This window comes from Enterovibrio norvegicus DSM 15893 (assembly GCF_900115495.1).
GTDB classification, from domain to species: domain Bacteria; phylum Pseudomonadota; class Gammaproteobacteria; order Enterobacterales; family Vibrionaceae; genus Enterovibrio; species Enterovibrio norvegicus.
Map to the genome: position 1 here is coordinate 248082 of NZ_FOWR01000001.1, position 23407 is coordinate 271488.

The 23407-nt window shown below is 47.0% G+C and carries 19 protein-coding genes; 9 read left to right on the forward strand and 10 right to left on the reverse strand.

Annotated elements, in window-relative coordinates; genetic code table 11:
- Positions 1-146: 146 nt before the first annotated feature.
- A complete protein-coding gene (locus BM082_RS01055) occupies positions 147-1022 on the reverse strand; it encodes a bifunctional 5,10-methylenetetrahydrofolate dehydrogenase/5,10-methenyltetrahydrofolate cyclohydrolase (protein WP_074924934.1) in 876 nt (291 codons plus the stop codon).
- Positions 1023-1037: 15 nt separating this feature from the next.
- Entirely contained in the window at positions 1038-1898 is an 861-nt protein-coding gene (purU, locus tag BM082_RS01060) for a formyltetrahydrofolate deformylase (RefSeq protein WP_017009777.1), read from the reverse strand.
- A 141-nt stretch (positions 1899-2039) separates the two neighbouring features.
- Between purU and BM082_RS01065 the strand changes: the two genes are divergently transcribed.
- Positions 2040-2795 carry an IclR family transcriptional regulator gene (locus tag BM082_RS01065; RefSeq protein WP_017015902.1) on the forward strand — a complete coding sequence of 252 codons (756 nt, stop codon included), beginning with the start codon at positions 2040-2042 and terminating at the stop codon, positions 2793-2795.
- Between the two features lie 86 nt (positions 2796-2881).
- On the opposite strand, the gene BM082_RS01070 is transcribed toward BM082_RS01065, so the two are convergent.
- The 4 genes from BM082_RS01070 to BM082_RS01085 all read right to left on the reverse strand — a co-directional run bounded on the left by BM082_RS01070 (position 2882) and on the right by BM082_RS01085 (position 6579).
- Complete coding sequence (locus BM082_RS01070; protein ID WP_074924935.1) at positions 2882-3316, reverse strand: T6SS immunity protein Tdi1 domain-containing protein; 435 nt, start codon at positions 3314-3316, stop codon at positions 2882-2884.
- 57 nt (positions 3317-3373) lie between these two features.
- Positions 3374-3964: a TrmH family RNA methyltransferase gene (locus BM082_RS01075; protein WP_074924936.1), complete on the reverse strand. Its 591-nt coding sequence runs from the start codon at positions 3962-3964 to the stop codon at positions 3374-3376.
- 250 nt (positions 3965-4214) lie between these two features.
- Positions 4215-5222, reverse strand: a complete 1008-nt coding sequence (gene doeB / locus BM082_RS01080; protein WP_074924937.1) for a N(2)-acetyl-L-2,4-diaminobutanoate deacetylase DoeB — start codon at positions 5220-5222, stop codon at positions 4215-4217.
- Between the two features lie 169 nt (positions 5223-5391).
- Entirely contained in the window at positions 5392-6579 is a 1188-nt protein-coding gene (locus tag BM082_RS01085) for a M24 family metallopeptidase (protein ID WP_017009780.1), read from the reverse strand.
- A gap of 1030 nt (positions 6580-7609) precedes the next feature.
- On the opposite strand from BM082_RS01085, the gene BM082_RS01090 reads away from it, so the two are divergent.
- Positions 7610-8536 (forward strand): mechanosensitive ion channel family protein, encoded by a 927-nt coding sequence (locus tag BM082_RS01090; RefSeq protein WP_074924938.1) that lies wholly within the window; start codon positions 7610-7612, stop codon positions 8534-8536.
- Positions 8537-8651: 115 nt separating this feature from the next.
- Here BM082_RS01090 and BM082_RS01095 read toward each other — a convergent pair whose 3' ends face one another.
- Positions 8652-9248: a dimethylsulfonioproprionate lyase family protein gene (locus tag BM082_RS01095; RefSeq protein ID WP_074924939.1), complete on the reverse strand. Its 597-nt coding sequence runs from the start codon at positions 9246-9248 to the stop codon at positions 8652-8654.
- A gap of 203 nt (positions 9249-9451) precedes the next feature.
- On the opposite strand from BM082_RS01095, the gene BM082_RS01100 reads away from it, so the two are divergent.
- The 3 genes from BM082_RS01100 (at position 9452) to BM082_RS01110 (ending at position 12497) form a co-directional block, all read left to right on the forward strand.
- Positions 9452-9781, forward strand: a complete 330-nt coding sequence (locus tag BM082_RS01100) for a TraR/DksA family transcriptional regulator (RefSeq protein ID WP_017015904.1) — start codon at positions 9452-9454, stop codon at positions 9779-9781.
- Between the two features lie 39 nt (positions 9782-9820).
- A complete protein-coding gene (locus BM082_RS01105; RefSeq protein ID WP_017015905.1) occupies positions 9821-10303 on the forward strand; it encodes a GNAT family N-acetyltransferase in 483 nt (160 codons plus the stop codon).
- Positions 10304-10457: 154 nt separating this feature from the next.
- The gene (locus tag BM082_RS01110; RefSeq protein ID WP_074924940.1) at positions 10458-12497 is read left to right on the forward strand and encodes an EAL domain-containing protein; all 2040 of its coding nucleotides are present in this window, start codon (positions 10458-10460) and stop codon (positions 12495-12497) included.
- A gap of 102 nt (positions 12498-12599) precedes the next feature.
- On the opposite strand, the gene bamJ is transcribed toward BM082_RS01110, so the two are convergent.
- Positions 12600-13070, reverse strand: a complete 471-nt coding sequence (gene bamJ, locus BM082_RS01115) for a BamJ family beta-barrel-assembly machinery protein (RefSeq protein ID WP_017015491.1) — start codon at positions 13068-13070, stop codon at positions 12600-12602.
- Between the two features lie 843 nt (positions 13071-13913).
- On the opposite strand from bamJ, the gene BM082_RS01120 reads away from it, so the two are divergent.
- Entirely contained in the window at positions 13914-16256 is a 2343-nt protein-coding gene (locus tag BM082_RS01120) for a glycosyl hydrolase family 18 protein (protein WP_074924941.1), read from the forward strand.
- Between the two features lie 338 nt (positions 16257-16594).
- Entirely contained in the window at positions 16595-18766 is a 2172-nt protein-coding gene (katG, locus tag BM082_RS01125) for a catalase/peroxidase HPI (protein WP_017015494.1), read from the forward strand.
- Between the two features lie 113 nt (positions 18767-18879).
- On the opposite strand, the gene BM082_RS01130 is transcribed toward katG, so the two are convergent.
- Together BM082_RS01130 and BM082_RS01135 are read right to left on the reverse strand one after the other, a co-directional pair.
- Positions 18880-19422: a DinB family protein gene (locus tag BM082_RS01130; protein WP_074924943.1), complete on the reverse strand. Its 543-nt coding sequence runs from the start codon at positions 19420-19422 to the stop codon at positions 18880-18882.
- A 115-nt stretch (positions 19423-19537) separates the two neighbouring features.
- Positions 19538-19987, reverse strand: a complete 450-nt coding sequence (locus BM082_RS01135) for a DUF4174 domain-containing protein (RefSeq protein ID WP_074924945.1) — start codon at positions 19985-19987, stop codon at positions 19538-19540.
- Between the two features lie 317 nt (positions 19988-20304).
- Here BM082_RS01135 and urtA point away from each other — a divergent pair, with 317 nt between their 5' ends.
- Together urtA and urtB are read left to right on the forward strand one after the other, a co-directional pair.
- A complete protein-coding gene (urtA, locus tag BM082_RS01140) occupies positions 20305-21594 on the forward strand; it encodes an urea ABC transporter substrate-binding protein (RefSeq protein WP_017015497.1) in 1290 nt (429 codons plus the stop codon).
- 142 nt (positions 21595-21736) lie between these two features.
- On the forward strand, positions 21737-23407 hold the full coding sequence (gene urtB / locus BM082_RS01145) for an urea ABC transporter permease subunit UrtB (RefSeq protein ID WP_017015498.1): 1671 nt from the start codon (positions 21737-21739) through the stop codon (positions 23405-23407).

Below are 23407 nucleotides of genomic sequence, written 5' to 3' on the forward strand. Positions count from 1 at the left end.
ACGTTCCCTCGTTACAATCCGTTTAATGGCTATTTGGACAAAACTTGTTTGGTTCTTTGATTGTTTCGTATGTTGACCGTTTTGCACGTAGACCGCTTAGCTCGCCGATTGCTTGATGTAGACTGTTCTGCGGTTCGACTTAAGGTTTACATGTCGAGCTGCTTTGCTGCCGTTAGCGTGTTTTTGATCAAGCAGGCAATCGTCATCGGGCCAACCCCGCCCGGTACTGGGGTGATTGCGCGACATTTATCTGCGACGTCCGCAAAATTAACATCACCGACCAGCTTTCGTTTGCCATCAATTTCAGTGGCATTGATGCCAACATCAATCACCACTGCGCCTGGTTTCACCCAGCTCTGATCGACGAGTTCTGCCACGCCAACCGCAGCCACCAAAATATCGGCTTGTCGGCAAAGTGCAGCAGCATCAATCGTTTTAGAGTGAACAATGCTGACGGTACAGTTGGCTTGCAGCAATAGGTTCGCCATTGGCTTTCCAACGATGTTCGAGCGCCCAATCACAACGGCATGTTTTCCTGACACGTCGCCCATTTCTCGTTCAAGGATCTCCATACAGCCTAGAGGTGTGCAGGGAACAAGCTTGGCTTGTCCGGACGAGAGAAGGCCCACGTTGACAGGATGAAACCCGTCAACGTCTTTGGTTGGGTCGATGAGATTAATGATGCGTGCTTCAGAAAGATGTTTGGGTAAAGGGAGCTGCACCAGAATGCCGTGAATGTCATCACGTTCGTTAAGCTCCACAACCACATCATCAAGTGCTTGTTGTGTGCACGATGCATCGAGGCGTATAACCAGTGAAAACAGCCCCGCTTTTTCAGCGCATCGGATTTTGTTACGAACATAAATGGTACTTGCTGGGTCTTCGCCCACCAAGACAACAGCTAGCCCCGGTTGAGGTAACCCTTTTTGTGTTCGTTCATTCACTTCTTGCGTCATTTCTTCAATTAACAGATCGGACAGTTGCCGACCATCGATAACCTTTACTGGCGTCTTTTCTTGCATGGTTACCTCTGTTGATTATTGGAATACAACGGTTTTGTTACCGTACATAAAGACGCGGTGCTCTAGATGAAGTCGAACCGCTTGTGCGAGGGCGATGGTTTCGGTATCGCGCCCAACGGCAACCAATCTTTCTGACGAATAAGTGTGACCAACAGGCTGAACACTTTGCTGAATAATCGGCCCTTCATCGAGATCTGATGTGACGTAGTGTGCCGTGGCGCCAATCAGTTTCACACCGCGAGCATGCGCTTGGTGATAAGGCTTTGCCCCTTTAAAGCTTGGCAGAAAAGAATGGTGAATGTTGATGGCTTTGCCATGAAGTTTCTTACACAGATCATCAGACAGGATCTGCATATAGCGGGCGAGAACCACCAAATCGGTTTGTGTCTCTGCAATGACGTCTAAAAGGGCAGCTTCTTGACGTGGCTTGTTTTGCGCATTCATCGGTAACCAGATGAAACGAATGCCTGCGCGCTCAACCATAGGTCTGAGATCTTTATGGTTAGAAACGACGGCGGTGATCTCCATTGGCAGTTCGCCATTCTCGTGGCGATATAACAGATCTTTGAGGCAATGGTCGAATTTGCTCACCATGATCAACACACGTGTAGGGGCGTCGGCATCAAAGAATTGCCAATCCATGTTGAATCGGCTGACTTGCGCTTCAAAGCCTTCCTTGATGGTCTCTAAATCCACATCTGGAGACTCAATGCGGCAGACCGCGCGCATAAAAAAGTTGTGGTTCTCTTCATCATCGAATTGATGCAGTTCAGAGATGTAGCAACTCAAACCCGCCAGGTAGGAAGTGACGGCGGCGAGAATGCCGCTTGATGCATCACACGTTGCTTTGAGAATGAATTCCTTTGAATCTGGCATGTTTCGTCCTGTTTGATTGCTGTCGATATGTTCACCTTAATATGTGAAATTACATAAAATTAACAATCAAGATGGACATTAACGCGAAATAACCACATATTTTATTCAAATATGAAAATTCGATTTACAGGCGGGAAAAACATGAGCAAGGCAGACTACCAAGTTCAATCGCTCGCGAGAGGGCTAGAAATCATCGAAATGTACGATGCGGAACACCGGATCCTCAGCACTCACGATTTTGCTGAGAGACTCGGCGTCAGCCAATCATCGATATACCGCATTGTTCAAACCCTGCTTGATAAAAACTATCTACGAAAGGTCGCACGGAATGCCTATACCATCGGCCCTCAAGTTGTGTCTCGTGGCTTCTCTTATCTTGCGGGGCAGAACTTGGTGGATGTCGCTGCGCCTCACTTACAGCGGCTTAGGGATGAAACCAGCATTTCTTGTCATTTGTCGGTAAGAGACGGGTTAGAGACGTTGTATATTTATCGCGCCCAAGCGTCACAACGGTTGTCGGTGAATATTCCACTGGGAACAAGGCTTCCCTGTCATACCAATGCGATGGGACGCATCTTGCTGCAGCAACTCAGCGACATTGAATTGAGTGCGGTTTATCAAAACATTCAATTGGACGTATACGCAAAACCCAACCCCCAAACGCTTCCGGAACTCAAACACCTCATAGGGACAGAGAAGAAACAGGGTTTCGCATTTTCACGCTCTGACAACGCAACGGCCATCGCCGTGCCGATCAGGGATTATCTCGGTAAGATCATCGCCGCTATTAACATATCGGGCGCAGAACAAATCATGGATAAGCAGCATCAGTTCGAGGCTGCCAAAACGAGTCTGTTAAACACCGCCAAAGCGATTTCGAACGAGGCGCCGACGTAAGGGGGAGTTAGGTGGGATGTTGTGAATATCCTCGCGTTGCGTATTGTTTGAAATCAACGCGATGTTCATTCAGGTGCGAATAAGGGTCACTCTACATTCAGCTTTATCTTTGAACCTGGAGGCAAGTCTTTGATTTGATGTGCAAGATCGCCTGAGAAGCGTATGAGCTCAACGAGCGCGATCGTTTTAAAATTCGATGCATTGTATTCGCCACCTAATGAAGCCGGAATGACAAAGCAGTACTTTTTGTTTTCCGTTAATTCACCGAGTGCTTCTTTAGCCACGCTGACCAAAACACGCATGTTCCAATCTTGGAGAAACTCTTGATCATTCGATAGAAGATCGAGTTCCTGCCGATTTGCCGCGACTATTTCACATGCGAGTTCTTCAGGAAATATACGCCAATAGCGACTTTCATCATCTTTTACAATGAGGTTTCCAAAATCATTTTCTGCCACGACTTCAATCGCATTAAGGCCAACCCAGCCCCAACTTGCGTTAATTTCTGCAACAAGATCCATCTATATATCCATTTCAATAGAAGCGTAAGATGCTTAGTTATTTTTCGGGAAAACTATCTATTTACGACCAAATTTTCGGTCTTGAAATGCTCTGCGTTGTTTTGTGATTTCATAAAGCACAATCCCGCTTGATGTGCCTAGGTTTAGGCTCTCGATTAAGCCAAACATGGGTATGCTTACACACAAATCGCTCGATTCGATAGCCTGTTCACTGAGTCCTCTAGACTCATTGCCGAACCAAGCCGCGAGTCGTTTCTGTGTGAAATCACCCTCACTCAGATCGATGTTTACCTTCCCTTTCACGTGAGGGGATGTGGCAATAGAAACAAACTGATTGTGTTCTAAATGTTGAATACATGCGCCAGTTGAGTCAAAACGTTTGACGAAGCTCCATTTAATGGCGGAGGCCGAGGGCTTGGACAATGGGTTCCAATGCCGCATATCTTGCCAATCATGAGGCAACACGTTTGTTTCATCGACGATATAAACTTTTTCAGCGCCCAAGGCATTAACGTTTCTGACCACTGACCCAATGTTTTTGAGTGTCTTAGGGTTTTCCAGAACCACAATGAGATTCTTACATTGCGCATTTTTGATTTCGTTAGCGCGCGCTCTCAATGGATTTTTTTCGTTTGACTCACTAGCCACTAGATTTTCTCTTTTGCAATGTTATTGAACGGACACTGACTGAACTCAGGTTTGTTGACAAAATCGGTAAATTTCACAGTACGCCAAAAACCTATGCAGTAACGTACTAATTTTAATAATTATTTAATTAAATTTCTTGGAATCGACGTAGGGAAGCAGGTTTGTTTTATTGATTACATATGGCGTTATTTGGTCTTTTCTTGTATCTATTCTTTCTAGCATCTCGCCACTCAAATCTCGTTTCTCACGACTAAATCTTCACTGCAAGCACTGCGAACGTATCACCAATGTTTACGTTCGCGAGGTGGCGTCTTGCGGCGAGGATACCGCTGCGTTTTGCACGGTATTCAATAGGTGCTTCACCGGTGCGTTCCATGGAATAGATGCGAGCTATAAGGTCGCCTTTGTTGATTTCATCACCGAGTGAGACGGATAGCTCTAAGATACCGCGATGCTCAGCATGTAGGTAGCAATCAGCATCTGGGATTTCGAGGGATATCGGGTTTGACGGGGGTTGGATATAGGCTTGGTTGAGGACGCCGCTGAACACGAGGAAATTGTGAATACCGCGATCAACCATAGCTATGGTGTCTGGTGTGGTTGTGCCGCCGCCCCTGAGTTCCGTTGTGACAAACACTTTCCCTTGGTCTTCCACGGCGGTGTCGTAAAGTTGTGTGGCGTCTATTTCTTCCATAAAGAACATGTAAGGTGCACCAAACAATCGAGCACCGTCTGAACAGCGAGATTCAAGCGCTTTGTCTGGTAAGCGGTGCGCTGCAGCAAAAGGAAGAATATCGAGGGTTTTACCGCCAGAATGAATGTCCAATGCGGTGTCACACAATGGAATCAAATATCGAGTGAAATAGTCGGCCATACGTTCAGTCATCGTGCCGTAGGGGTGGCCGGGAAAAGCGCGGTTCATGTTGCCATTGTCGATAGGAGAAACGCGGCTCGCGCCTTCAACCGCGGGCTGATTCATCATCGGGATGATGATAACGCGGCCTTGAATGTCTTTGTGGTTGAGCTGGTGGCTAAGTTTTAGTAGCCCCGTAATGCCTTCGTATTCATCACCGTGGTTTCCACCTGTGAGCAACGCGGTTGGACCTTCACCATTTTTGACGACGCATAGGGGCGTCATGATTGCGCCCCATGCAGATCCGTCGTGAGAGTAGGGCAGCTTCAGAAATCCGTGCTGAATACCATCTTGATCAAAATCGACGGTCGCGGTTACAGAACTGGCAGGAAGAACTGGGTTCATGGTGACGTTTTTTCCTCACAAATGGGTTTCGATTGAGAGCGGTCCCCACCAGATACTGAGTTTCTAGTTTCTAGTTTCTAGTTTCTAGTTTCTAGTTTCTAGTTTCTAGTTTCTAATCTCGCATCTCGCATCTCGCATCTCGCATCTCGTACGACAATGTTTACGCGCTTCAATGCTTAACGAATAGTTGGCGTGGGAAATTACACAAGGTTTCAGCGCCATATTTGGTAATAACAATGCTTTCTGTGGTTTCCATGCCCCAATCATCCATCCAAAGTCCTGGCATGAAATGGAACGTCATGCCCTCTCTCAAGACGGTTTGATCGGAATCGCGAAGGCTCATGGTGCGTTCGCCCCAATCTGGTGGGTAACTCAAACCAATAGGGTATCCGCAGCGGGTGCCTTCTCGGTCAAAACCGTATTTTTGCATGGTGGCATTGAGTGCTGCGGCGATATCGCCACAAGTATTCCCGGGGCGGGCAACCGCCAGCCCCGCTTCTAAGCCTTCATTGAGCGCTTCATTTGCGCGCTTGAAAACATCACCGGGCTCGCCCAAGTAAATGGTGCGAGAAAGGGGGCAATGATAACGTCGATGTGCGCCCGCAATTTCGATGAACGTGCCTTCACCTTTGACGAACGGTTTATCGTCCCATGTCAGATGAGGCGCAGCAGCGTCAATGCCGGATGGCAGGAGTGGCACGATGGCAGCATAGTCGCCAAAGTGGTGTTCGTGGCCAAGCACCGCTTGCTTGTTTATTTCTGCCACCAAGATGTGTTTCGGTAAGCCAGGCTCGATGAGTTCGTAAGCCACGCGGTGCATGTTTTCGACAATGCGCGCGGCGATGCGCATGTAGGTGAGCTCTTGGTCTGATTTTTCTGCGCGACACCAATTAACCAACGATGTCGCATCGACAAACGATGCATAGGGAAGGTTATCTTTTAGCGATTCGAATGCGGTTGCACTGAAGTAGTAATTGTCTTTCTCAATGCCGATTTTGCCGCGATCCCAAAGGTGTTCATTCAGAATATGGTTGGACAGGTATTCCATGGGGTGGCAATGGGGATTCATGACATATACGTCAGGATAAAACGTGACATTGTCACGATGCATGTAGACCGTACGCTGCGCACCGCGGGCATCCATGGCGCGACCAAACCAAATCGGCTCGCCTTGTGAGCCAACAATCACGCATTGCGGAACGTAAAAAGACCAGCCGTCGTAACCAGTCAACCACGCCATGTTGGAAGGGTCGTGGACGATAAGGGTATCGATTTCGTGAGTTTCCATGGCCGCACGAACTTTCGCCAGCCGGACGCCGAACTCTTCAAGCGTAAAATTAAGCACAACGTCACTCATGCCCCTTTCTCCTCAAAATACCGCCCTGTCGGACGAACGTTGACGTGTACAGAGTCATCGCCAGTCATCAGCTTGTGGTGAAATTCGGGGTCGATATTTCACCCAAATGAGCAAGATGGCTGTTTTGCCTCTCAGCTTTGCTTCACTTCGACGCCAATTTAGGGGAAAAGGAAGCGAATTTTTGTCGTAAGAAAATCTCCTAATTTTCATCTTTTTGAATCAATGCGATGCTGAATTGAGCTCGCTACTGATAAGAACGTTTTTTACGTGCTTGTTTTAGACTTACACCAGTGGTTGATATTTGTACAATAAATAATTAAGCACGATGTGGGCATTATGGGGGGAGGTATTGTGTAAGAACGCCGAAGATAAGCGCTAAGATGGTCAATCCGCCCGAAAATATCAGTCGGGTTTTTTACATGCAAAGTTTCTATTGTGAGACATTCAAGATGCTGACTCATTGTCGGAATCTCAAATCCGCCACGACGAGAGTATTTTTAGTCACATCAATAACGACGCCTTTTTTGTGTCTGTCCGCGCGATTGAGAATGAAGAGTGGTATAGGGTTTTAATGTCATTTTCACTGTATGTCCCGAGGTAACGCTGAATCGATAAATATTATCGGGAGTGTGTTTGCATTCATTATCTGTGGCATCGAGAAAAATCGTCGAAAGACGCATGATTCGTGGGGTGGGGATTCCGTTTTGATCAGCCAAAGATGATAGAAAGTTAATCGAACAATCAGAGGTATAGGCTGAAATAGCAGTCTCAATGTCGTGATCTCGATATCAAGTGATCGTTGTCCGACACTGTGCTGGTTTTTGTCTTTGGTCGCGCATACCATGCAGTGAATAAACAAGCGCGGCTCATAGCTCGGAATGTGTGGCTCTAAAGATAGGACTTTCGGTAGTTGAGATCGCTCTCTCAAATGCGATTAAAGACATCGATTCAAGCCACTGAAAGTGGCTCTATGAGAATCCGGTAAGGGTTTGGCCATTCAAAGTGAACAATGTTTAGGGATTGAAATGATATGGCGATAGATAACTTAACTATCTACCTCGGAACGGTCAGTGTGCTTGGCATTGCTATTGTCTGGTGGGCGGCATCATCGCTATTAAAGTCAAAATCGAACAGAGAAAAACGGCTTAGACGTCTAAAGAATTTCAACAGTGTTCAAACGTCCGCCCCTAAATCAGAAAATCAGGTTGGCGAGATCGATGCCGCGGTAGAGAAAATTGAAGATCGCTTTTCTATTATCCGAAAGATCACGTTTTTCTTCATTTTTGTCGTGCTTGGTCTGGCACTGTCAATTCCATTTCTCAATTCAATGCCAGCTGCGATGGTGTCACTAGTGGTGGCAGTGTCCACCACTGTGCTTGGCTTTGCGGCAAAACCTGTGATCGAAAATATCATTGCGGGTGTGGTGCTTTCGCTTTCTAAGGCCATTAGAGTTGGCGATACCGTTGTGGTTGAAAACCAATATGGGACGGTGGAAGACATTAGCCTGAACCATACGATTATCAAGCTCTGGAATTGGAAGCGTTTGATCATTCCGAGTAGCAAAATGCTGTCTCTAGAGCTAGAAAGTTTTACCTACAACGACCCCTACATTTGGGTGCATGTTGAGTTCTATACCTCTTATGACAATGATTTAGAGCGTGTTCGGCAACTGGCGATCGAATCTGTGCAGAGTAGCAAGCACTTTATCTCGCAAGAACCTCCGGGTTTTTGGGTCATGGATCTTGAAAAAGATGCTTACCAATGTTGGGTGGCGGGTTGGACGAATTCACCGTCGAGAGCTTGGAATCTTGCCAGTGATATCCGAACTGAAATTGCCATTCGTTTTCAGGCGGCTGGGATTAAAACCCACCACTATCGGGTTCATATGGAGCCTCAGCAAGCAAGCTCAGACCTGACAAGTTATGTGCAAACACTCAACAGCTCTGCATCAGGCTAGGGGAGTGATGTGCTCATAGGAGATGCTGAGTATCAGAGCCAGCGTCTGTTCGTCTGGGCAGCGCGATAATGAGTGAAACGATCAATGCTCAGTCGCCGAACTGGTCTTTGAGTGGTCAATGAATGTTTGGCATTTCAAATCCGCCACCTCGCCAAAGGCTCAGTATCAAAACGGGGTCTGCGCCTGCTTGCAATTGATGCGGTTGTTGCGAGGGGTGATAAATGCAATCTCCTGCACGTTTCCAAGCAGGTGAACCTTCCATGCCATTCGCTTCCCAATACACGTCACCGCCAAGTACAAGGTACATTTCTTCGGGTTCATGATGATGACGCGGGTATGTGACACCTCGATCAAGCAGCATGATTTCTACCAAACCCTGATCGAACACTAAAGGTCCTTGTCGGTCAGCAATGGGAAACCATGCTGAGCCTTCTAAAAATTCGTCGGGTAATTGCCCCGTTTTGTATGGCTGACGCCATGCGAATGTGTTTGCATGCATCTGGATAAAAGAAACGATTGCACTGGTCTGTGGGGCAGTAGCGCCGACATGTTGAATCTGTTCTGAAACCGGTAACCAATGAGATTCGAGCGGCAGGCTTTTAATGTGGTTTTCGTCTGGTAATGCCGCGCGAAAACGAACGATGTGCTCATCATCGAAATGGGAGAGGTACGTTTTTATTAAACGCAATAAATGCTCTGCGTTGTTATCCATTCTTATTGCCTTTTTTTTGCCAAATGTCATCAAATGGCTCATTCACTGAATTCGCTTCTCACCTTTGGGTTATAACGGCTGCGCCAGCAAACATCTCGATTAATGATGCCAAAGCGAAAGTTGATCACGCTTTTGTGTTGGCGATTTGCATGTGCCACTGTTTGGCTTAGTTTGGATAGATGGCCTATTGCAAAGGAATGACAATGCCAAATCACAAAGAAGCGCTTTCGATACTAAAACAAACCTTGATGGATGAGTTGGTATTGCTTCAGTCACAAACTGACCCAGTGGAACTTGATCAGCAGTCAATCGGACGAGTATCTCGCATCGATGCGATTCAACAGCAAGAGCTCGCAAAATCGAACTACCGAGCCGCAGCACTGCAACTCAAGGAAGTGATTGCAGCCCTAAGTCGTATTGATGAAGACGAATATGGCTACTGCGAGGAATGTGGTGAAGATATTGCGGCAGCGCGACTGGCGGTAAAACCAGAAGTGCGATGTTGTGTGTCTTGCCAAGCGAACCATGAGTAACAGTAACGCTGTATTAATGACAAATGCTAGGAGACTAAAATGATCAGAGAAATGAGCAAAGATGACTTTGACGCATTTTGGCCAACTTTTGAAAGCGTCATTCAATCCCAAGAAACCTATGCGTTTTCCCCTGAGATGACGAAAGAAGAGGCCCATGCACTGTGGGTGACTTCGACGTCGAAATCGTTTGTTTATGAAAATGAGGGGGAAATATTAGGGACGTATTACATCAAACCCAATGCCATGGGGCCGAGTGATCATATTTGTAATTGTGGTTACATGGTCAGCGAAAATGCGAGAGGGCGAGGCGTAGCGCGTGAATTGTGCGAGCATTCGTTGAGGGTAGCGGTGGCGCTGGGCTTCGAAGCCATGCAATTTAATTCGGTTGTTTCTACCAATGCCATTGCGGTGTTACTGTGGGAAAAACTGGGCTTTTCTATCATAGGTACCATCCCTAAAGCATACCGTCATCCAACCCTTGGTTATGTCGATTGTTTCGTGATGCACAGACTCCTCGTTTAAGCATGAATGTTTACCTGCAAAAAGAGCGAGTTATCGCTCGGAAAGCTGTTGAAAAAGTAATCTCATTTTCACTGTCTATTTTGATTGCTAGTGATATAGGTCGCATATATAATCCGCCAACTTTTTTGACCTTTCGTGTGAACATTCTCAGTCTATGTGGAAACCGCCTTCGTTGCGTTATTGCTACGACACCTATATCCGTGACTTATCGATCGTCTTTCTTCTACTTCTGCCCCTCACCATTTGTAATGCGATTTCGATATTTGTTGGTCACGCTCTAAATATTTCTGATTTCCCTGAGCTGGCGAAGAAGTTTTTCTATTTCTCAGATTTGCTGATTGGTATCTACCCAAGCGTGCTTTGTATTGTTACGACGTATTACCTGTCGAGCAAGCACAGTATCAACCCTATGGTGGTCGTTCCGTATGCATTTCTGATGTACTTATCAGTGTCGCTCACCAATGGGCTTGTCGCTGACAGCACTGGGTTGCCAAATAACCCCTTAGTTGCGCTAGTGACAGCCATCATTTCTGCGTCTTGCTGTGTGTCGTTCAGGCTTTATCCTCTGGATCCGTCACGCATCGATTTTGTGAAAGATCTATACAAGCAGGTTGCGCACTTCTTTGGCTTCTTGTTGCTGACGGTAGCGCTGTCTGGGTTAACAACGTCATTTCTCGAAGTGATGGACGTTGTTCGCGCAGATATCGACTTTAACCCACTCACCATAGGGGGTGGTTTGGCGTACCAGTTTATTCTGGGACTGTTAGGTGCAATTGGCATCAACGGCCATAACTTCCTGTTTGGTGTAAAACAGAGCTTGTATGAAAGCACGCAGGCGAACATTGCTGCTTTCCATGCGGGTGAAGCGCCGCTAAATATTCTTGGTCAGGGGTTTTACGATGCGTTTATGCAAATTGGGGGGTCAGGTAACTCTCTGAGCTTGTTGCTATGCATCTTATTGTTCTCTAAAGAACGTCGCCATATTACGTTGGCGCTCTCGGCATTGCCTTTGGTGATGTTTAACATCAATGAACTCTTGCTGTTTGGTTTGCCTGTTATCTTCAACCCAACATTGATTGTGCCGTTTGTTCTGGTGCCATTGGTTAGCTTTGTCATTGTGTATGGTGCTATGTGGTCAGGGCTTGTTAATCCGGTCGAAGCCATTGTGCATTGGATGACACCGCCGTTTTTCAGTGGCTATGTGGCGACGCAAAACAGCATGAGTGGTGTGTTTTTACAAATCGTTGTCGTTACTGTAGGCATCTTAGTATATCGACCATTTTACCTGCATTATGCGGGTCGAAGCGTCATTGATAGTAAGGCCATGCTGCACCAGCAAGAACTTGAAAAAACGACCCTGAAGAGCTTTTTAGGGGATGTGCATCGTTCGATGGGAAGTTACATCAGCAAGCATGAAGTGAGCCGTCGTGTGAGCCAAATGCTCAGCAAAGGCGAATTCGTGATGTATTACCAACCGCAAGTGCACCTGAACAATGAGAATCACTTGGCGTTTGAATCCTTGGTTCGTTACAAAGACGAAAAAGGGAATATGCTGCCACCTGTGTTCATTCAAGACTTCAATGAACTAGGCGCAATGAATCAGCTTGATCATATGGTGATTGATTTGGTGATGGCTGACATGAACAAAATGCCGATTGCCTCAGGGTGTAAAATCGGCATTAACGTGTGTGTAGAAACCATCTCTCGTCAAGGGTTTGTTGAGTACGTTGCAGAACGTCTGGATCACTATGTACTGCCTGCTAGCGCGCTTGAAATTGAGGTGACGGAAGAAGCCATTCTTGAAGACCATAACCAAGTGAGGCGCAATATTGATGCGCTACAAGCGCTGGGTGTGAAAGTGGCGATCGATGATTTTGGTTCGGGTTATGCGTCGTTCGCACACTTGCTGAAATTCAACTTTGATAAGGTGAAACTGGATCGCTCGTTGCTGATTGACGCAAAAGAAGAGCGCGGTCAAAACCTGTATCAACTGTTGGCGAAAATCAGCGACGTAACTGGCTGTGCCTTGGTGGCAGAAGGCGTTGAAACAGAACAAGAAACCGCCTTTGTTAAAAGCTGTGGCATTGATATCTGCCAAGGGTACTTCTTCTCTAAACCGCTTCCTTTAGAAGACGCTGTCGATTGGGCGAAGGAAAGAGCCGAACGTTTAGAAAGCACTGAAACCGCAGCATAATGCGCAGTGCATTTTTTCAGTGAAAGCTGACAGTGCATTCAAAATAGAAGAAGGCCGCAGAAATGCGGCCTTCTTGTGTTTGTTACTGAACGAGGCGCGAGATTAGAAATCTAACAGCTCAACCTCAAAAATCAGGGTTGAACCTGGCTTAATGATGCCAGCCGAAGAATTGCCATACGCCAACTCTGCTGGGATGAAAAAGCGGGTCTTCTCACCTTTCACCATCAATTGAACGCCTTCAGTCCAACCTTTAATGACTTGGTTCAAACCAAACTCAATTGGCTCTCCACGCTCAACGGAGCTATCAAAGACAGTACCGTCGATCAATGTGCCGTGGTAATGCACTTTAACGCGCGTGGTTGCGGTAGGGTGCTCTTCACCAGAACCTGCCTCCAATACAAGGTACTGAATGCCAGAAGCTGTGGTTTTTACGCCATCCAATTTCGCGTTTTCTTGCATGAACAAGGTGCCAGCAGCAATGTTCTCTTCTGCCAATTTAGCGGCTTTTTGTTTATTGAAATAGATGAAGCCGAGAATAAAAATAATGACCAAAGCGAGAATGTAATTAGACATTTTCAAACCTGTTGTTGTCCTTAAAAAGTGCCGACCTGGCAGGAAAGCATCATTATCCAGAAGCGAGAGAAAGAATGGAAATGATAATCAGCAACAAGATGTGATCAATGAGAGGTTGGTTAACCTTCTCTGGTATTGGCGCAAGAGAGTGGGGAGAGACCATCTCAAAACAATCAATACTCTGTCGTAATATTGAATGCCCCAACTTGGCGCATTATGCGCGCCAGTAGTTAGCAAACCATTTTCAGTAAAGCGGTAAATATCAGCCTGAATATCTTCAAATTATTGAAATATAATTGGTAAATGTGATTTTGTTAAGTTGGTATACCGTTTGCTATATCTACATTGTGCTAAAGCAGCACTACTTACACTCACTATTATTTAGTTTACGCGATTCCGTTGTGACTTATCTCCGTCTTGTTAGCGCACTGGCGGAGATTTTTTTTACCTGCCACCTACGAATTCTTGCCCACTTCACGCCATTTTTACCTGTATTCAGCGCATTGCTTTAAAACTGTGAACCACTAGAGAGGGCTATTTACACATCACCAGTAACAAGCTGTTTACGTGGTGTTTTTCACCACTCAATTACTGTGATTTTGAGTAAAAATTACTGATATATATAGCAATTAGCCTTTCTTTTTTCTTGGTGTTTCCCCGTCAAATTTCCCCTGGTTGATATCGAACTCCTGCAAAGTTTTTAGGAAACAAATGTAACTGACTGTTTTCATTTCGAACATTGATACCAAAGTTTGAATTTATTATTCGCGTAAAAAATTAAGTGATGAAAGATTATTAAAAGTGAGACAAAACATGAATCCATGACGTGGAGAAAAAAACAATATGAATAAGAAACTTAAGGTCTGCGCTGTAGCAACATGTGTTGCGAGTGCGCTAGCGATGAGCGCCTCCCTGCATGCTGCGCCTACACACGACAAAGCCGTTATCGGTTATTTGACGCAGTGGGAAGCGTGGAAAGGCACGGATGCTGGCTTTAGCGTAAAAGGCGAAGCCACACACCTTAACGTAGATATGGATATCTACTCCATTTTGAACTTTAGCTTCTTTGGTGTTGCGAAAGATGGCTCCATGCACAGTGGCGACCTTCGTAACAAAAACATCTACCAAGATGGATCCGTTCAAGAACCCGGTCCACTTTTGCACCCGGATGTTTACTCTAGCTGGGATTTCCACATTTTATGGGGTGAGCTGGAATATGTTCACGAATACCCAGGAAACGAACCGTGGCAGGCTGATCAACTCGCCAAAGTGCAAGCTCAAGGATTTGTAAAAGACGGTCGCGGTTGGAAACACACACCATCAGGCGTGACAGGCCAAATGCCTATTCCACTGAAAAAAGAAGGTGGCGCGCCGGGCTTGATTGATTTGGCGAACCAAAAAGGCGTGAAGGTCATGGCGTCCATTGGTGGCTGGAGTATGTCAAAGCACTTCCCAGAAATGGCGGCTAACCCTGTGATGAAAGAACGCTTCCTGAAAGACGTTGATCGTCTAATGGCGTTGGGCTTCCATGGTATCGATATTGACTGGGAATTCCCGGGTTCTGGCGGCATGAATTTCACGGGTACTGACGTTGATTACGCCAACTTTGAACAGTTGATGGAAGACATTCGTGCACGTATTGGGGATGACAAACTGCTGACGGCAGCGTTTAAAGCTGTGCCAGCAGCGCTTGAAGGCTACGATTGGAATCGTCTGTCGAACTCGATGGATTACTTCAACATGATGACCTACGACCTTAACGGTGGTTGGTCGAACGTCACGGGTCATAACTCGCCACTTTACCCATACCCAGAAGAAGAGTTTGATGGATTGACCTTGGATGACTTGCGCGTTTGGATGCAAGCACGTGGTATTCCATTGAACAAGATTAACTTCGGCGCTGCGTTCTACGGCCGTGGTGTTCAAACAAAAGAAACAACGGCTTACTTGGGCGCGCCAACGGACAAGCGCACAGTGAACTTCTCTGTTGATGGCCCAACTGAATCTTCTGTGGATTTAGATAACTGGAAAGCGTTCGAAGGCCAACCCAACTACAACTACATCATCAAGCAAAACGGCTGGGAACATTTCTGGGATGCCAACGCAGAAGTGCCTTATGCGGTGAAAGGAAAGTACTTCTTGAGCTATGACGATGAAGAGGCCATTCGTAAGAAAGCGGAGTATGTCGTGAATAACGACCTTGGCGGTATTATCGTTTGGCAGGTGCATGGTGATATTCAGTGTGAAGGCACCTTTATCAATCACGGTTCCAAGCTGAAAGAATGTACCAACCTGAAGTCACCATTAGCACAACAAATTGATGATGTGTTCAGTGTAAATGTGTTGCCAAATGAAGCACCGGTTATCTCAGTACCAGGTGCGCAGGCGGCAGATTCAGGTCAAGTGATTAGCTTTGCAGTATCAGCGAAAGATGCAGACGGCGATGCGTTGTCGTTCTCTGCAACTGGCGCGGATGTGCTCGATAATGGTGATGGCACTGCGACCGTCACTTACAAAGCACCGAACACCGCTACAGACCTTACTGACACCATCACTGTGACAGTCACTGACGGTAAAAAATCTGACGTTGCAAGCGTGACCGTGAATGTGAAAGGCTCGGGTGTTGTAGAAAACACACCACCAGTATTGACTGTTCCTGCCTCTGTTTCTGTTAACGCGGGTGAGTCTGTCGATATTTCGGTTTCAGCGTCTGATGCGGAAGGCGATGCATTGACCTTTACTGCAAGCGAAGGTGTGGTTGCTCAAAACGGTAACTCTGCGGTTGTGACCGTAACAGCACCAGCATCTGATAAAGACAGCGTAATATCGGTTGTCGTGATGGTGACTGATGGATCAGACGCAGACTCTTCGACAGTGACTGTTAACGTGAAAGGTGACACAGGCCCGACGGACAGCACCTGGGATGCTAATAAGGTCTACAACACGGGTGACAAAGTCATTCATAACGGCGTTGAGTTCACTGCAAAATGGTGGACCAAAGGTGAAGAACCCGGCAAAGCGTCTGTTTGGGCAGAGTTTGACGATGGCTCACTGAAAGATTGGCGCTCTGACAAAGTTTACAACGGTGGCGATCAGGTAAACTTCCAAGGTGAAACCTACAAAGCGAAATGGTGGACAAAAGGGGACACGCCAGGATCTGCAAATGGCCCTTGGCAGCTAATGTAAGCGTTCATTGTAACGCTACAAATTTTCACTCAATTGGCACCTTGAGTCGAAGCCCTGTATTGCAGGGCTTTTTTCATGCAACTTGCTTACAGAACCTTGTTTAATAAGTTGGATAGGAATGACAAATTACCTACAATTTAATGATATCAGTGTCACCAAATTGAGACAGTTTAAATTTAATTAACTCGTTGATATTAAATGATTTAATGGGTTTTTTGTGATGCATCGATAATACCTATCAAAGATGTAGGAATAACCTATTGGCTTGCTTCTTTCTAACGGGCTATACCTAAAGCAGTCGACAAGATGCGACATAATAAAAACCTTGGAGGTAAACCATGTCTGATGTGAGCAAATGCCCTTTTCATCCGTTAGCGGGTGGCGGTACTACAAACCGTGATTGGTGGCCAAATCAGCTTCGTATCGATATTTTGCATCAACACACTCCCGAGTCGAATCCATTGGGAGCGAATTTTAATTATCGCGAAGCATTTGCAAGCTTAGATTTAGATGCCGTGAAAAAAGATCTTCACGATCTTATGACAGATTCTCAAGAGTGGTGGCCTGCAGATTTCGGTCACTACGGTCCGTTGTTTGTGCGCATGTCTTGGCACAGTGCAGGTACGTATCGTACTTCTGATGGTCGTGGTGGTGCGGGTACAGGTAACCAACGTTTCGCGCCTGTAAACAGTTGGCCAGACAATGGCAACTTGGACAAAGCACGTCGTTTGCTTTGGCCGATCAAGCAAAAATACGGTCAGAAAATCTCGTGGGCAGACTTGTTGATCCTGACGGGGAATGTCGCACTTGAATCGATGGGATTCAAAACCTTTGGTTTTGCAGGTGGTCGTGAAGACATCTGGGCACCAGAAGAAGATGTTTACTGGGGCACTGAAAAAACGTGGCTAGACGACGAGCGCTATAAAGGCGATCGTGAACTAGAAGATCCACTGGCTGCGGTGCAAATGGGCTTGATCTACGTTAATCCGGAAGGGCCAAACGGTAACCCAGATCCAGTGGCGGCAGCCATTGATATTCGTGAAACCTTTGCGCGTATGGCAATGGATGATGAAGAAACCGTCGCCCTGATTGCGGGTGGGCACACTTTCGGTAAAACCCACGGCGCAGGTGATGCGGCACTGGTAGGCGCAGCACCAGAAGAAGCGTCAATTGAACTTCAAGGGCTAGGCTGGGCGAGCACACATGGTTCGGGTAAAGCGGGTGATGCCATTACCAGTGGCCTTGAAGTGACGTGGACACAAGCGCCTACGCAGTGGACGAACTACTTCTTCGATAACCTGTTCGGCTATGAATGGGAACTCACGAAGAGTCCGGCAGGTGCACATCAATGGGTGGCAAAAGATGCAAAAGCTGACATTCCAGATGCATTTGAAGCAGGAAAGTACCAGCTTCCAACCATGCTGACGACTGACCTCTCACTGCGCTTCGATCCAGCGTATGAGAAGATTTCTCGTCGCTTCCACCAAAACCCAGAAGCGTTCGCGGATGCCTTTGCTCGCGCTTGGTTTAAACTGACGCACCGTGATTTAGGGCCGCATTCACGCTATCTAGGGTCTGATATCCCAAGTGAAGTATTAATTTGGCAAGATCCTGTCCCTGCAAATGAATACGCCCCACTTGATGATGCAGACGTTGCGACGCTGAAAGCCAGCATCGATGCAACGGGCCTGACTGTGTCAGAGTTGGTGTCAACCGCTTGGGCATCTGCTTCTACCTTCCGTGGATCAGACAAACGTGGTGGTGCAAATGGTGCGCGCATCGCATTGGCGCCTCAGAAAGATTGGGATGTGAACCAACCTGCGCAACTTGCCAATGTATTGAGCAAGCTTGAAGGTGTTCAACGTGATTTCAATAACGCGCAATCTGGCAACAAGGGTGTATCACTGGCTGATGTGATTGTTCTTTCGGGTGGTGTTGGTGTTGAAAAAGCCGCAAAACAAGCTGGTCAAAATATCTCTGTGCCATTTACGCCAGGTCGTACTGATGCGAGCCAAGATCAGACGGATGTGAATTCATTCTCTGTGTTGGAGCCAGAAGCGGACGGTTTCCGTAACTATCAGAAAGCGAAATACACCGTATCAGCAGAAGCACTGCTTATCGACCGTGCGCAGTTGCTGACGCTAACTGCACCAGAATTGACCGTGTTAGTGGGTGGTCTGCGTGTGCTTAACACCAATGCGGGCGGCCATTGTCATGGTGTGTTCACCGAAACCCCTGAAGCACTGACCAACGATTTCTTCGTTAACCTGCTGGATATGGGTGTGGAATGGAAGCCTGTTGACGGTGACCATGTGTTTGAAGGGCGAGATCGTGCAACCGGTGCACTACGTTGGACAGGCACACGCGCTGATCTTGTATTTGGTTCTAACTCACAACTTCGCGCGCTTGCAGAGGTATATGCCACAGAAGATGCCAAAGGAAAATTCTTGAGTGATTTTGTTGCGGCCTGGGTGAAAGTGATGGAGCTTGATCGGTTCGATCTTAAGTAACAAATCTTTTTGTCAGTGTCTTTCCGCCATGATGTTCGGAAAACACAAAACAAAAAACCGCTGAATGACTCAGCGGTTTTTTTTTTCAACACAATGTCTTCACTAACAGGACATTACACCGCACCGCCTTCAGGGACGATCATTGGAAGGTCCATACAGCCATAATCCAAGCCACGCTGGCTGAGTAAGCAGGTTAATTGTCCACGATGGTGCGTTTGATGGTTAAACACATGTTGGCAGCATTCCCCGACCAACTTAGTCATCTTCACGCCTTCGGTATTGATGTAATGAAAGGTCTGGGAAGTGACGTCATCCGTTAGGTTCTCTACCATCTCGAGAATAATGTTATCAACGCGTTGGCGAAGTGGGATGAGCGCATCGAGTTGGGTCGCGAACGTGTCGTGAATGCGTCTTGAAACGGGTAAGCCTTCGAGCGTTGATGCATTAAGTCCAGCAACACCGCTACCAGCAAGTCGCTGAAGCATGATCAAATCCCCAAATAAAATATGGTTCCAGTGATCAAGCAAGCTAGGGAAGAAAGAGTGCGTCTGTTCAGTAAGTTGTTCGTGTGTCAACGCGCTACACACTGTTAATAGTCGTTGGTTAATGCGTTGATTATACCGCGCCATTATCCTGAAGTTTTGTTGCAATTCCATGTGTTACCGTCGTTGGTTTGGAGAAGTGCTATCGACGGTAATGATTTAATGTCAGCATTTCAAAGGGCAGTGCTGGTTTGTTAGCGAAGGTCGCAAAGTCGGATGCAATTGTCAGCTAGGCACTACAACGACTGACTCGTCGGGTCATCTCACGGCGGCGCATCGGCATGTTGTCAATCACTTTCACCAACTCTTCAATATCGACATTGTGATGCCAGCGAAATTTCTCAGTACCATCTTTGCCGATCAGCACGGCGATGTGTTCTTCATTGGCGACGCTGTACTTGTCGTACATTTCCAGAATTTCTTCGGGCGTGAAAATTCCACGCGAATCAGCGAGATCTTGAATATTCAGAATCACTGGATGCAAATCACGATCATCCATTTGGCAGCCGTGGATCAACATTTGGCGTTCAAAAGCTTCCACTTTCTCGTCTTTACTCGGCGCGAAAAACAACAAAGTGCGGTGTGATTTGATGAGCCCATATTCGGGATACGCTGATGCGTTTGGAACGGCTCCAAACCCTGCAAACAGCACAAGACATATCGTGAGTAGTAAGTGCATAGCATTGCCTCCTGTAACACTCACCATTACGAAAGCCTAGCCTGAGTGGATTCATTCCGCACGCCCTCCTTTGAGAAATGCCCTAGAGCTTGCTGTGTTTCTAGGATGTATTTTTGGTAACGCTAAATTGGTGCGATCTGTCCATGCAATGCACCATAGACATGCATCTGGCGATCTTGCTTCCATTTGGGCATGTAAGGTGTTTGTAGATTTAATGTAATTAAAACAGAAGGATGAAAATATATTCGAGGCATCGCACATTTTTGGCCGACCTTTTGCTGATAGCACTGTCAGTTAAATAAAAAGGAGCGTTAGCAATGAAAGGACAATCTCTTGCACGAAAATGGTTAGGTACGGCGGCGATGATGGGGCTGGCATTCCAAGCAGTCGCAGATGAGGACACCATCAAAGTCGGTGTGCTGCATTCTCTGTCTGGCACCATGGCGATAAGCGAAACCACGTTGAAAGACACCGTGCTTATGATGGTTGAAGAGCAAAACAAACAAGGCGGTCTATTGGGCAAAAAGCTCGAAGCTGTTGTTGTTGATCCTGCATCAAACTGGCCGCTATTTGCTGAAAAAGCGCGGGAACTGGTCGAAAAAGAAAAAGTCGATGTGGTGTTTGGTTGCTGGACGTCTGTGTCTCGCAAATCCGTTCTCCCTGTGTTTGAAGAATTGAATAGCTTACTGTTTTACCCTGTTCAATATGAGGGCGAAGAATCGTCTAAAAACGTCTTCTACACTGGCGCTGCACCAAATCAGCAAGCGATTCCTGCCGTCGATTATTTGAAAGATGAGCTTGGTATTGAGCGTTGGGTATTGGCAGGTACAGATTACGTTTACCCACGTACCACAAACAAAATCCTCGAAGCGTATCTGATCGATCAAGGTGTCGCGAAAGAAGACATCATGATCAATTACACCCCGTTTGGGCATTCTGATTGGCAGTCCATTGTGGCGGATATCAAGCAGTTTGGTGCGAAAGGGAAGAAAACAGCGGTTGTCTCTACCATTAATGGTGATGCCAATGTGCCGTTCTACAAAGAGCTTGCCGCGCAAGGCATAGAAGCAGAAGACATTCCGGTTGTTGCCTTCTCCGTGGGTGAAGAAGAACTTTCAGGCATGGATACGTCATCCCTTGTGGGTCACTTGGCGGCATGGAACTACTTCATGAGCGTGGAAACTGACGAGAACGATGCGTTTGTCGAGAAGTGGCATGCGTATATCAAAGATGATGAGCGCGTCACCAATGACCCAATGGAAGCCACGTACTTGGGCTTCAACATGTGGGCAAAAGCGGTAGAGAAAGCCGGTACGACGAAATCGGATGTCGTACAAGAAGCGATCATTGGCGTTACCGTACCCAACCTCACTGGCGGCTACGCGACCATGATGCCTAACCACCACATTACGAAGCCTGTATTGATTGGCGAGATCCAAGATGATGGTCAATTCGTCACGGTATTTGAAACACCTGATGTGGTAGCAGGGGATGCTTGGTCTGATTTCTTACCTGGTTCGAAAGACCTCTTTGCAAGCTGGTTGAAGCCAATGTCTTGCGGCAGCTTCAATGTAACAACCGGCCAATGTTCTGGTGTGAGCGAATAATTTTTCATTCCAACTGATGGCAACAAGTGCGCGTGACCCGCGCGCACTTGTTGCTAAACCCTGTTGTGTTTTCCCTGCTGTGCGGATCGTCTCTGCATCTATTTGTAGCCGTAACAGCAGGACTTTTTCAAAGGAATGAAAGATGAAGTTTTCCGCTTCAACAAAACCGCTACCTCGTATCACGGCATTCTGCTTTTTGTGTCTGATAACGGCACTGTTGTCTGTAAAAAGCGTATCTGCAAATACAGATCTTCCCAATTCTTCAACCGTGACACTTGAGGCCATCTCGCCACTGCTTACCAGCAAGAAATTTTCGGACAAGCAAGTTGCCGTCGAACAGATTGCCAGCAGTGAACTTACGCAAAAACAACAGTTGTTAGAAGGGCTGTTAAACAAGCAAATCGTTTATAAAAAAAGCGACAAATCGCTGTGGTTTCTCGCACAAACTCCCTTGAAAAAAGGCAGCAAACTCGCCGCATTGTCAGATGGTCGCGAACAAGACGTTACGAAGAAAAGAGACTATCGCGCCGTGTCGCTCAATAACAAAATACGCTCTGAAATACGCACGCAATTAGCGACCTTGTCATTGTTGGGCGATGACCTCGATGCCAAGCGCGACGGTGCTAAGCGCCTGCTCGGGGGGATTGATTCCGTATTGGCAGAACGCCTTCCTACCATCATTGAAAACGAAAGTGACGCTGTCACTAAAAACACCTTGATAGTGGCGTTAGCCATTTCAACACTGACAAACAACTCATCAAAAACGAGCGACAAAATACAGGCAGTAAAAACGTTAGAAGACTCCGGCCTACCAGACGCCTATGAAGCCTTGCAAAGCGTCAATAACCTTAGCGCACAAGACAGTGAATTGAGTAAAGCGATCACGCGTGCTCTCGCCAGTTTTGAAGAAAAACAGCGCGTCGTGAACGTCGCGCAAACCCTGTATTTTGGATTGAGCTTAGGGTCAGTATTGGTGCTCGCGGGCATTGGTCTTGCGATTACCTTCGGTGTGATGGGCGTGATCAACATGGCACACGGTGAGCTGATCATGATTGGTGCCTACACCACGTATGTGTTGCAACAACTCATGCCTGCCTACACAGGTATGTCGCTACTTTTATCTATCCCTTGTGCGTTTGTGGTGTCAGGGTTGGTCGGGATTTTGATTGAACGTACCGTGATACGTCATTTGTATGGCAGACCACTTGAAACCTTGCTTGCGACATTCGGCATCAGTTTGATTCTACAGCAAGCCGTTCGCTCGATTTTCTCTCCGCTTAACCGTTCTGTCAGCACGCCTGAATTCATGTCTGGCATGATTGACGTGACACCGATGCTGCAACTTACCGCAAGTCGCGCGTACATCATCATCTTCTGCTTAATGGTTTTCTTCGCGCTCTTGTTTGTTCTGCGCAAGACCCCGCTGGGTTTGCAGGTGCGCGCCGTTTCTCAAAACCGTCCTATGGCACGCGCAATGGGTGTGCGCTCTGAGTGGGTTGATATGGCGACCTTTGGCCTAGGTGCTGGGGTTGCAGGCATTGCTGGCGTCGCGCTTTCACAGCTCACCAATGTGGGCCCTAACATGGGTCAAGCCTACATCATTGATTCTTTCATGGTGGTGGTGTTTGGCGGTGTGGGCAATTTGTGGGGAACGTTGGCGGCAGGACTTAGCCTTGGCGTGTTCAACAAAATTCTTGAGCCTTGGGCGGGGGCGGTTTTGTCCAAAATTCTTGTGCTCGTCTTCATCATTCTGTTTATTCAAAAACGCCCGAGAGGACTCTTTCCTCAACGTGGCCGCATGGCGGAGGGCTAA

Excerpts from the sequence above, each read along its gene's own strand:
- bamJ (WP_017015491.1), bottom strand. The coding sequence starts at position 13,070 with ATGTCTAATTACATTCTCGCTTTGGTCATTATTTTTATTCTCGGCTTC.
- BM082_RS01120 (WP_074924941.1), top strand. The coding sequence starts at position 13,914 with ATGAATAAGAAACTTAAGGTCTGCGCTGTAGCAACATGTGTTGCGAGT.
- BM082_RS01100 (WP_017015904.1), top strand. The coding sequence starts at position 9,452 with ATGCCAAATCACAAAGAAGCGCTTTCGATACTAAAACAAACCTTGATG.
- BM082_RS01090 (WP_074924938.1), top strand. The coding sequence starts at position 7,610 with ATGGCGATAGATAACTTAACTATCTACCTCGGAACGGTCAGTGTGCTT.
- BM082_RS01095 (WP_074924939.1), bottom strand. The coding sequence starts at position 9,248 with ATGGATAACAACGCAGAGCATTTATTGCGTTTAATAAAAACGTACCTC.
- urtA (WP_017015497.1), top strand. The coding sequence starts at position 20,305 with ATGAAAGGACAATCTCTTGCACGAAAATGGTTAGGTACGGCGGCGATG.
- BM082_RS01130 (WP_074924943.1), bottom strand. The coding sequence starts at position 19,422 with ATGGAATTGCAACAAAACTTCAGGATAATGGCGCGGTATAATCAACGC.
- BM082_RS01055 (WP_074924934.1), bottom strand. The coding sequence starts at position 1,022 with ATGCAAGAAAAGACGCCAGTAAAGGTTATCGATGGTCGGCAACTGTCC.
- purU (WP_017009777.1), bottom strand. The coding sequence starts at position 1,898 with ATGCCAGATTCAAAGGAATTCATTCTCAAAGCAACGTGTGATGCATCA.
- BM082_RS01135 (WP_074924945.1), bottom strand. The coding sequence starts at position 19,987 with ATGCACTTACTACTCACGATATGTCTTGTGCTGTTTGCAGGGTTTGGA.
- BM082_RS01085 (WP_017009780.1), bottom strand. The coding sequence starts at position 6,579 with ATGAGTGACGTTGTGCTTAATTTTACGCTTGAAGAGTTCGGCGTCCGG.
- doeB (WP_074924937.1), bottom strand. The coding sequence starts at position 5,222 with ATGAACCCAGTTCTTCCTGCCAGTTCTGTAACCGCGACCGTCGATTTT.
- urtB (WP_017015498.1), top strand. The coding sequence starts at position 21,737 with ATGAAGTTTTCCGCTTCAACAAAACCGCTACCTCGTATCACGGCATTC.
- BM082_RS01065 (WP_017015902.1), top strand. The coding sequence starts at position 2,040 with ATGAGCAAGGCAGACTACCAAGTTCAATCGCTCGCGAGAGGGCTAGAA.
- katG (WP_017015494.1), top strand. The coding sequence starts at position 16,595 with ATGTCTGATGTGAGCAAATGCCCTTTTCATCCGTTAGCGGGTGGCGGT.
- BM082_RS01110 (WP_074924940.1), top strand. The coding sequence starts at position 10,458 with ATGTGGAAACCGCCTTCGTTGCGTTATTGCTACGACACCTATATCCGT.
- BM082_RS01105 (WP_017015905.1), top strand. The coding sequence starts at position 9,821 with ATGATCAGAGAAATGAGCAAAGATGACTTTGACGCATTTTGGCCAACT.
- BM082_RS01070 (WP_074924935.1), bottom strand. The coding sequence starts at position 3,316 with ATGGATCTTGTTGCAGAAATTAACGCAAGTTGGGGCTGGGTTGGCCTT.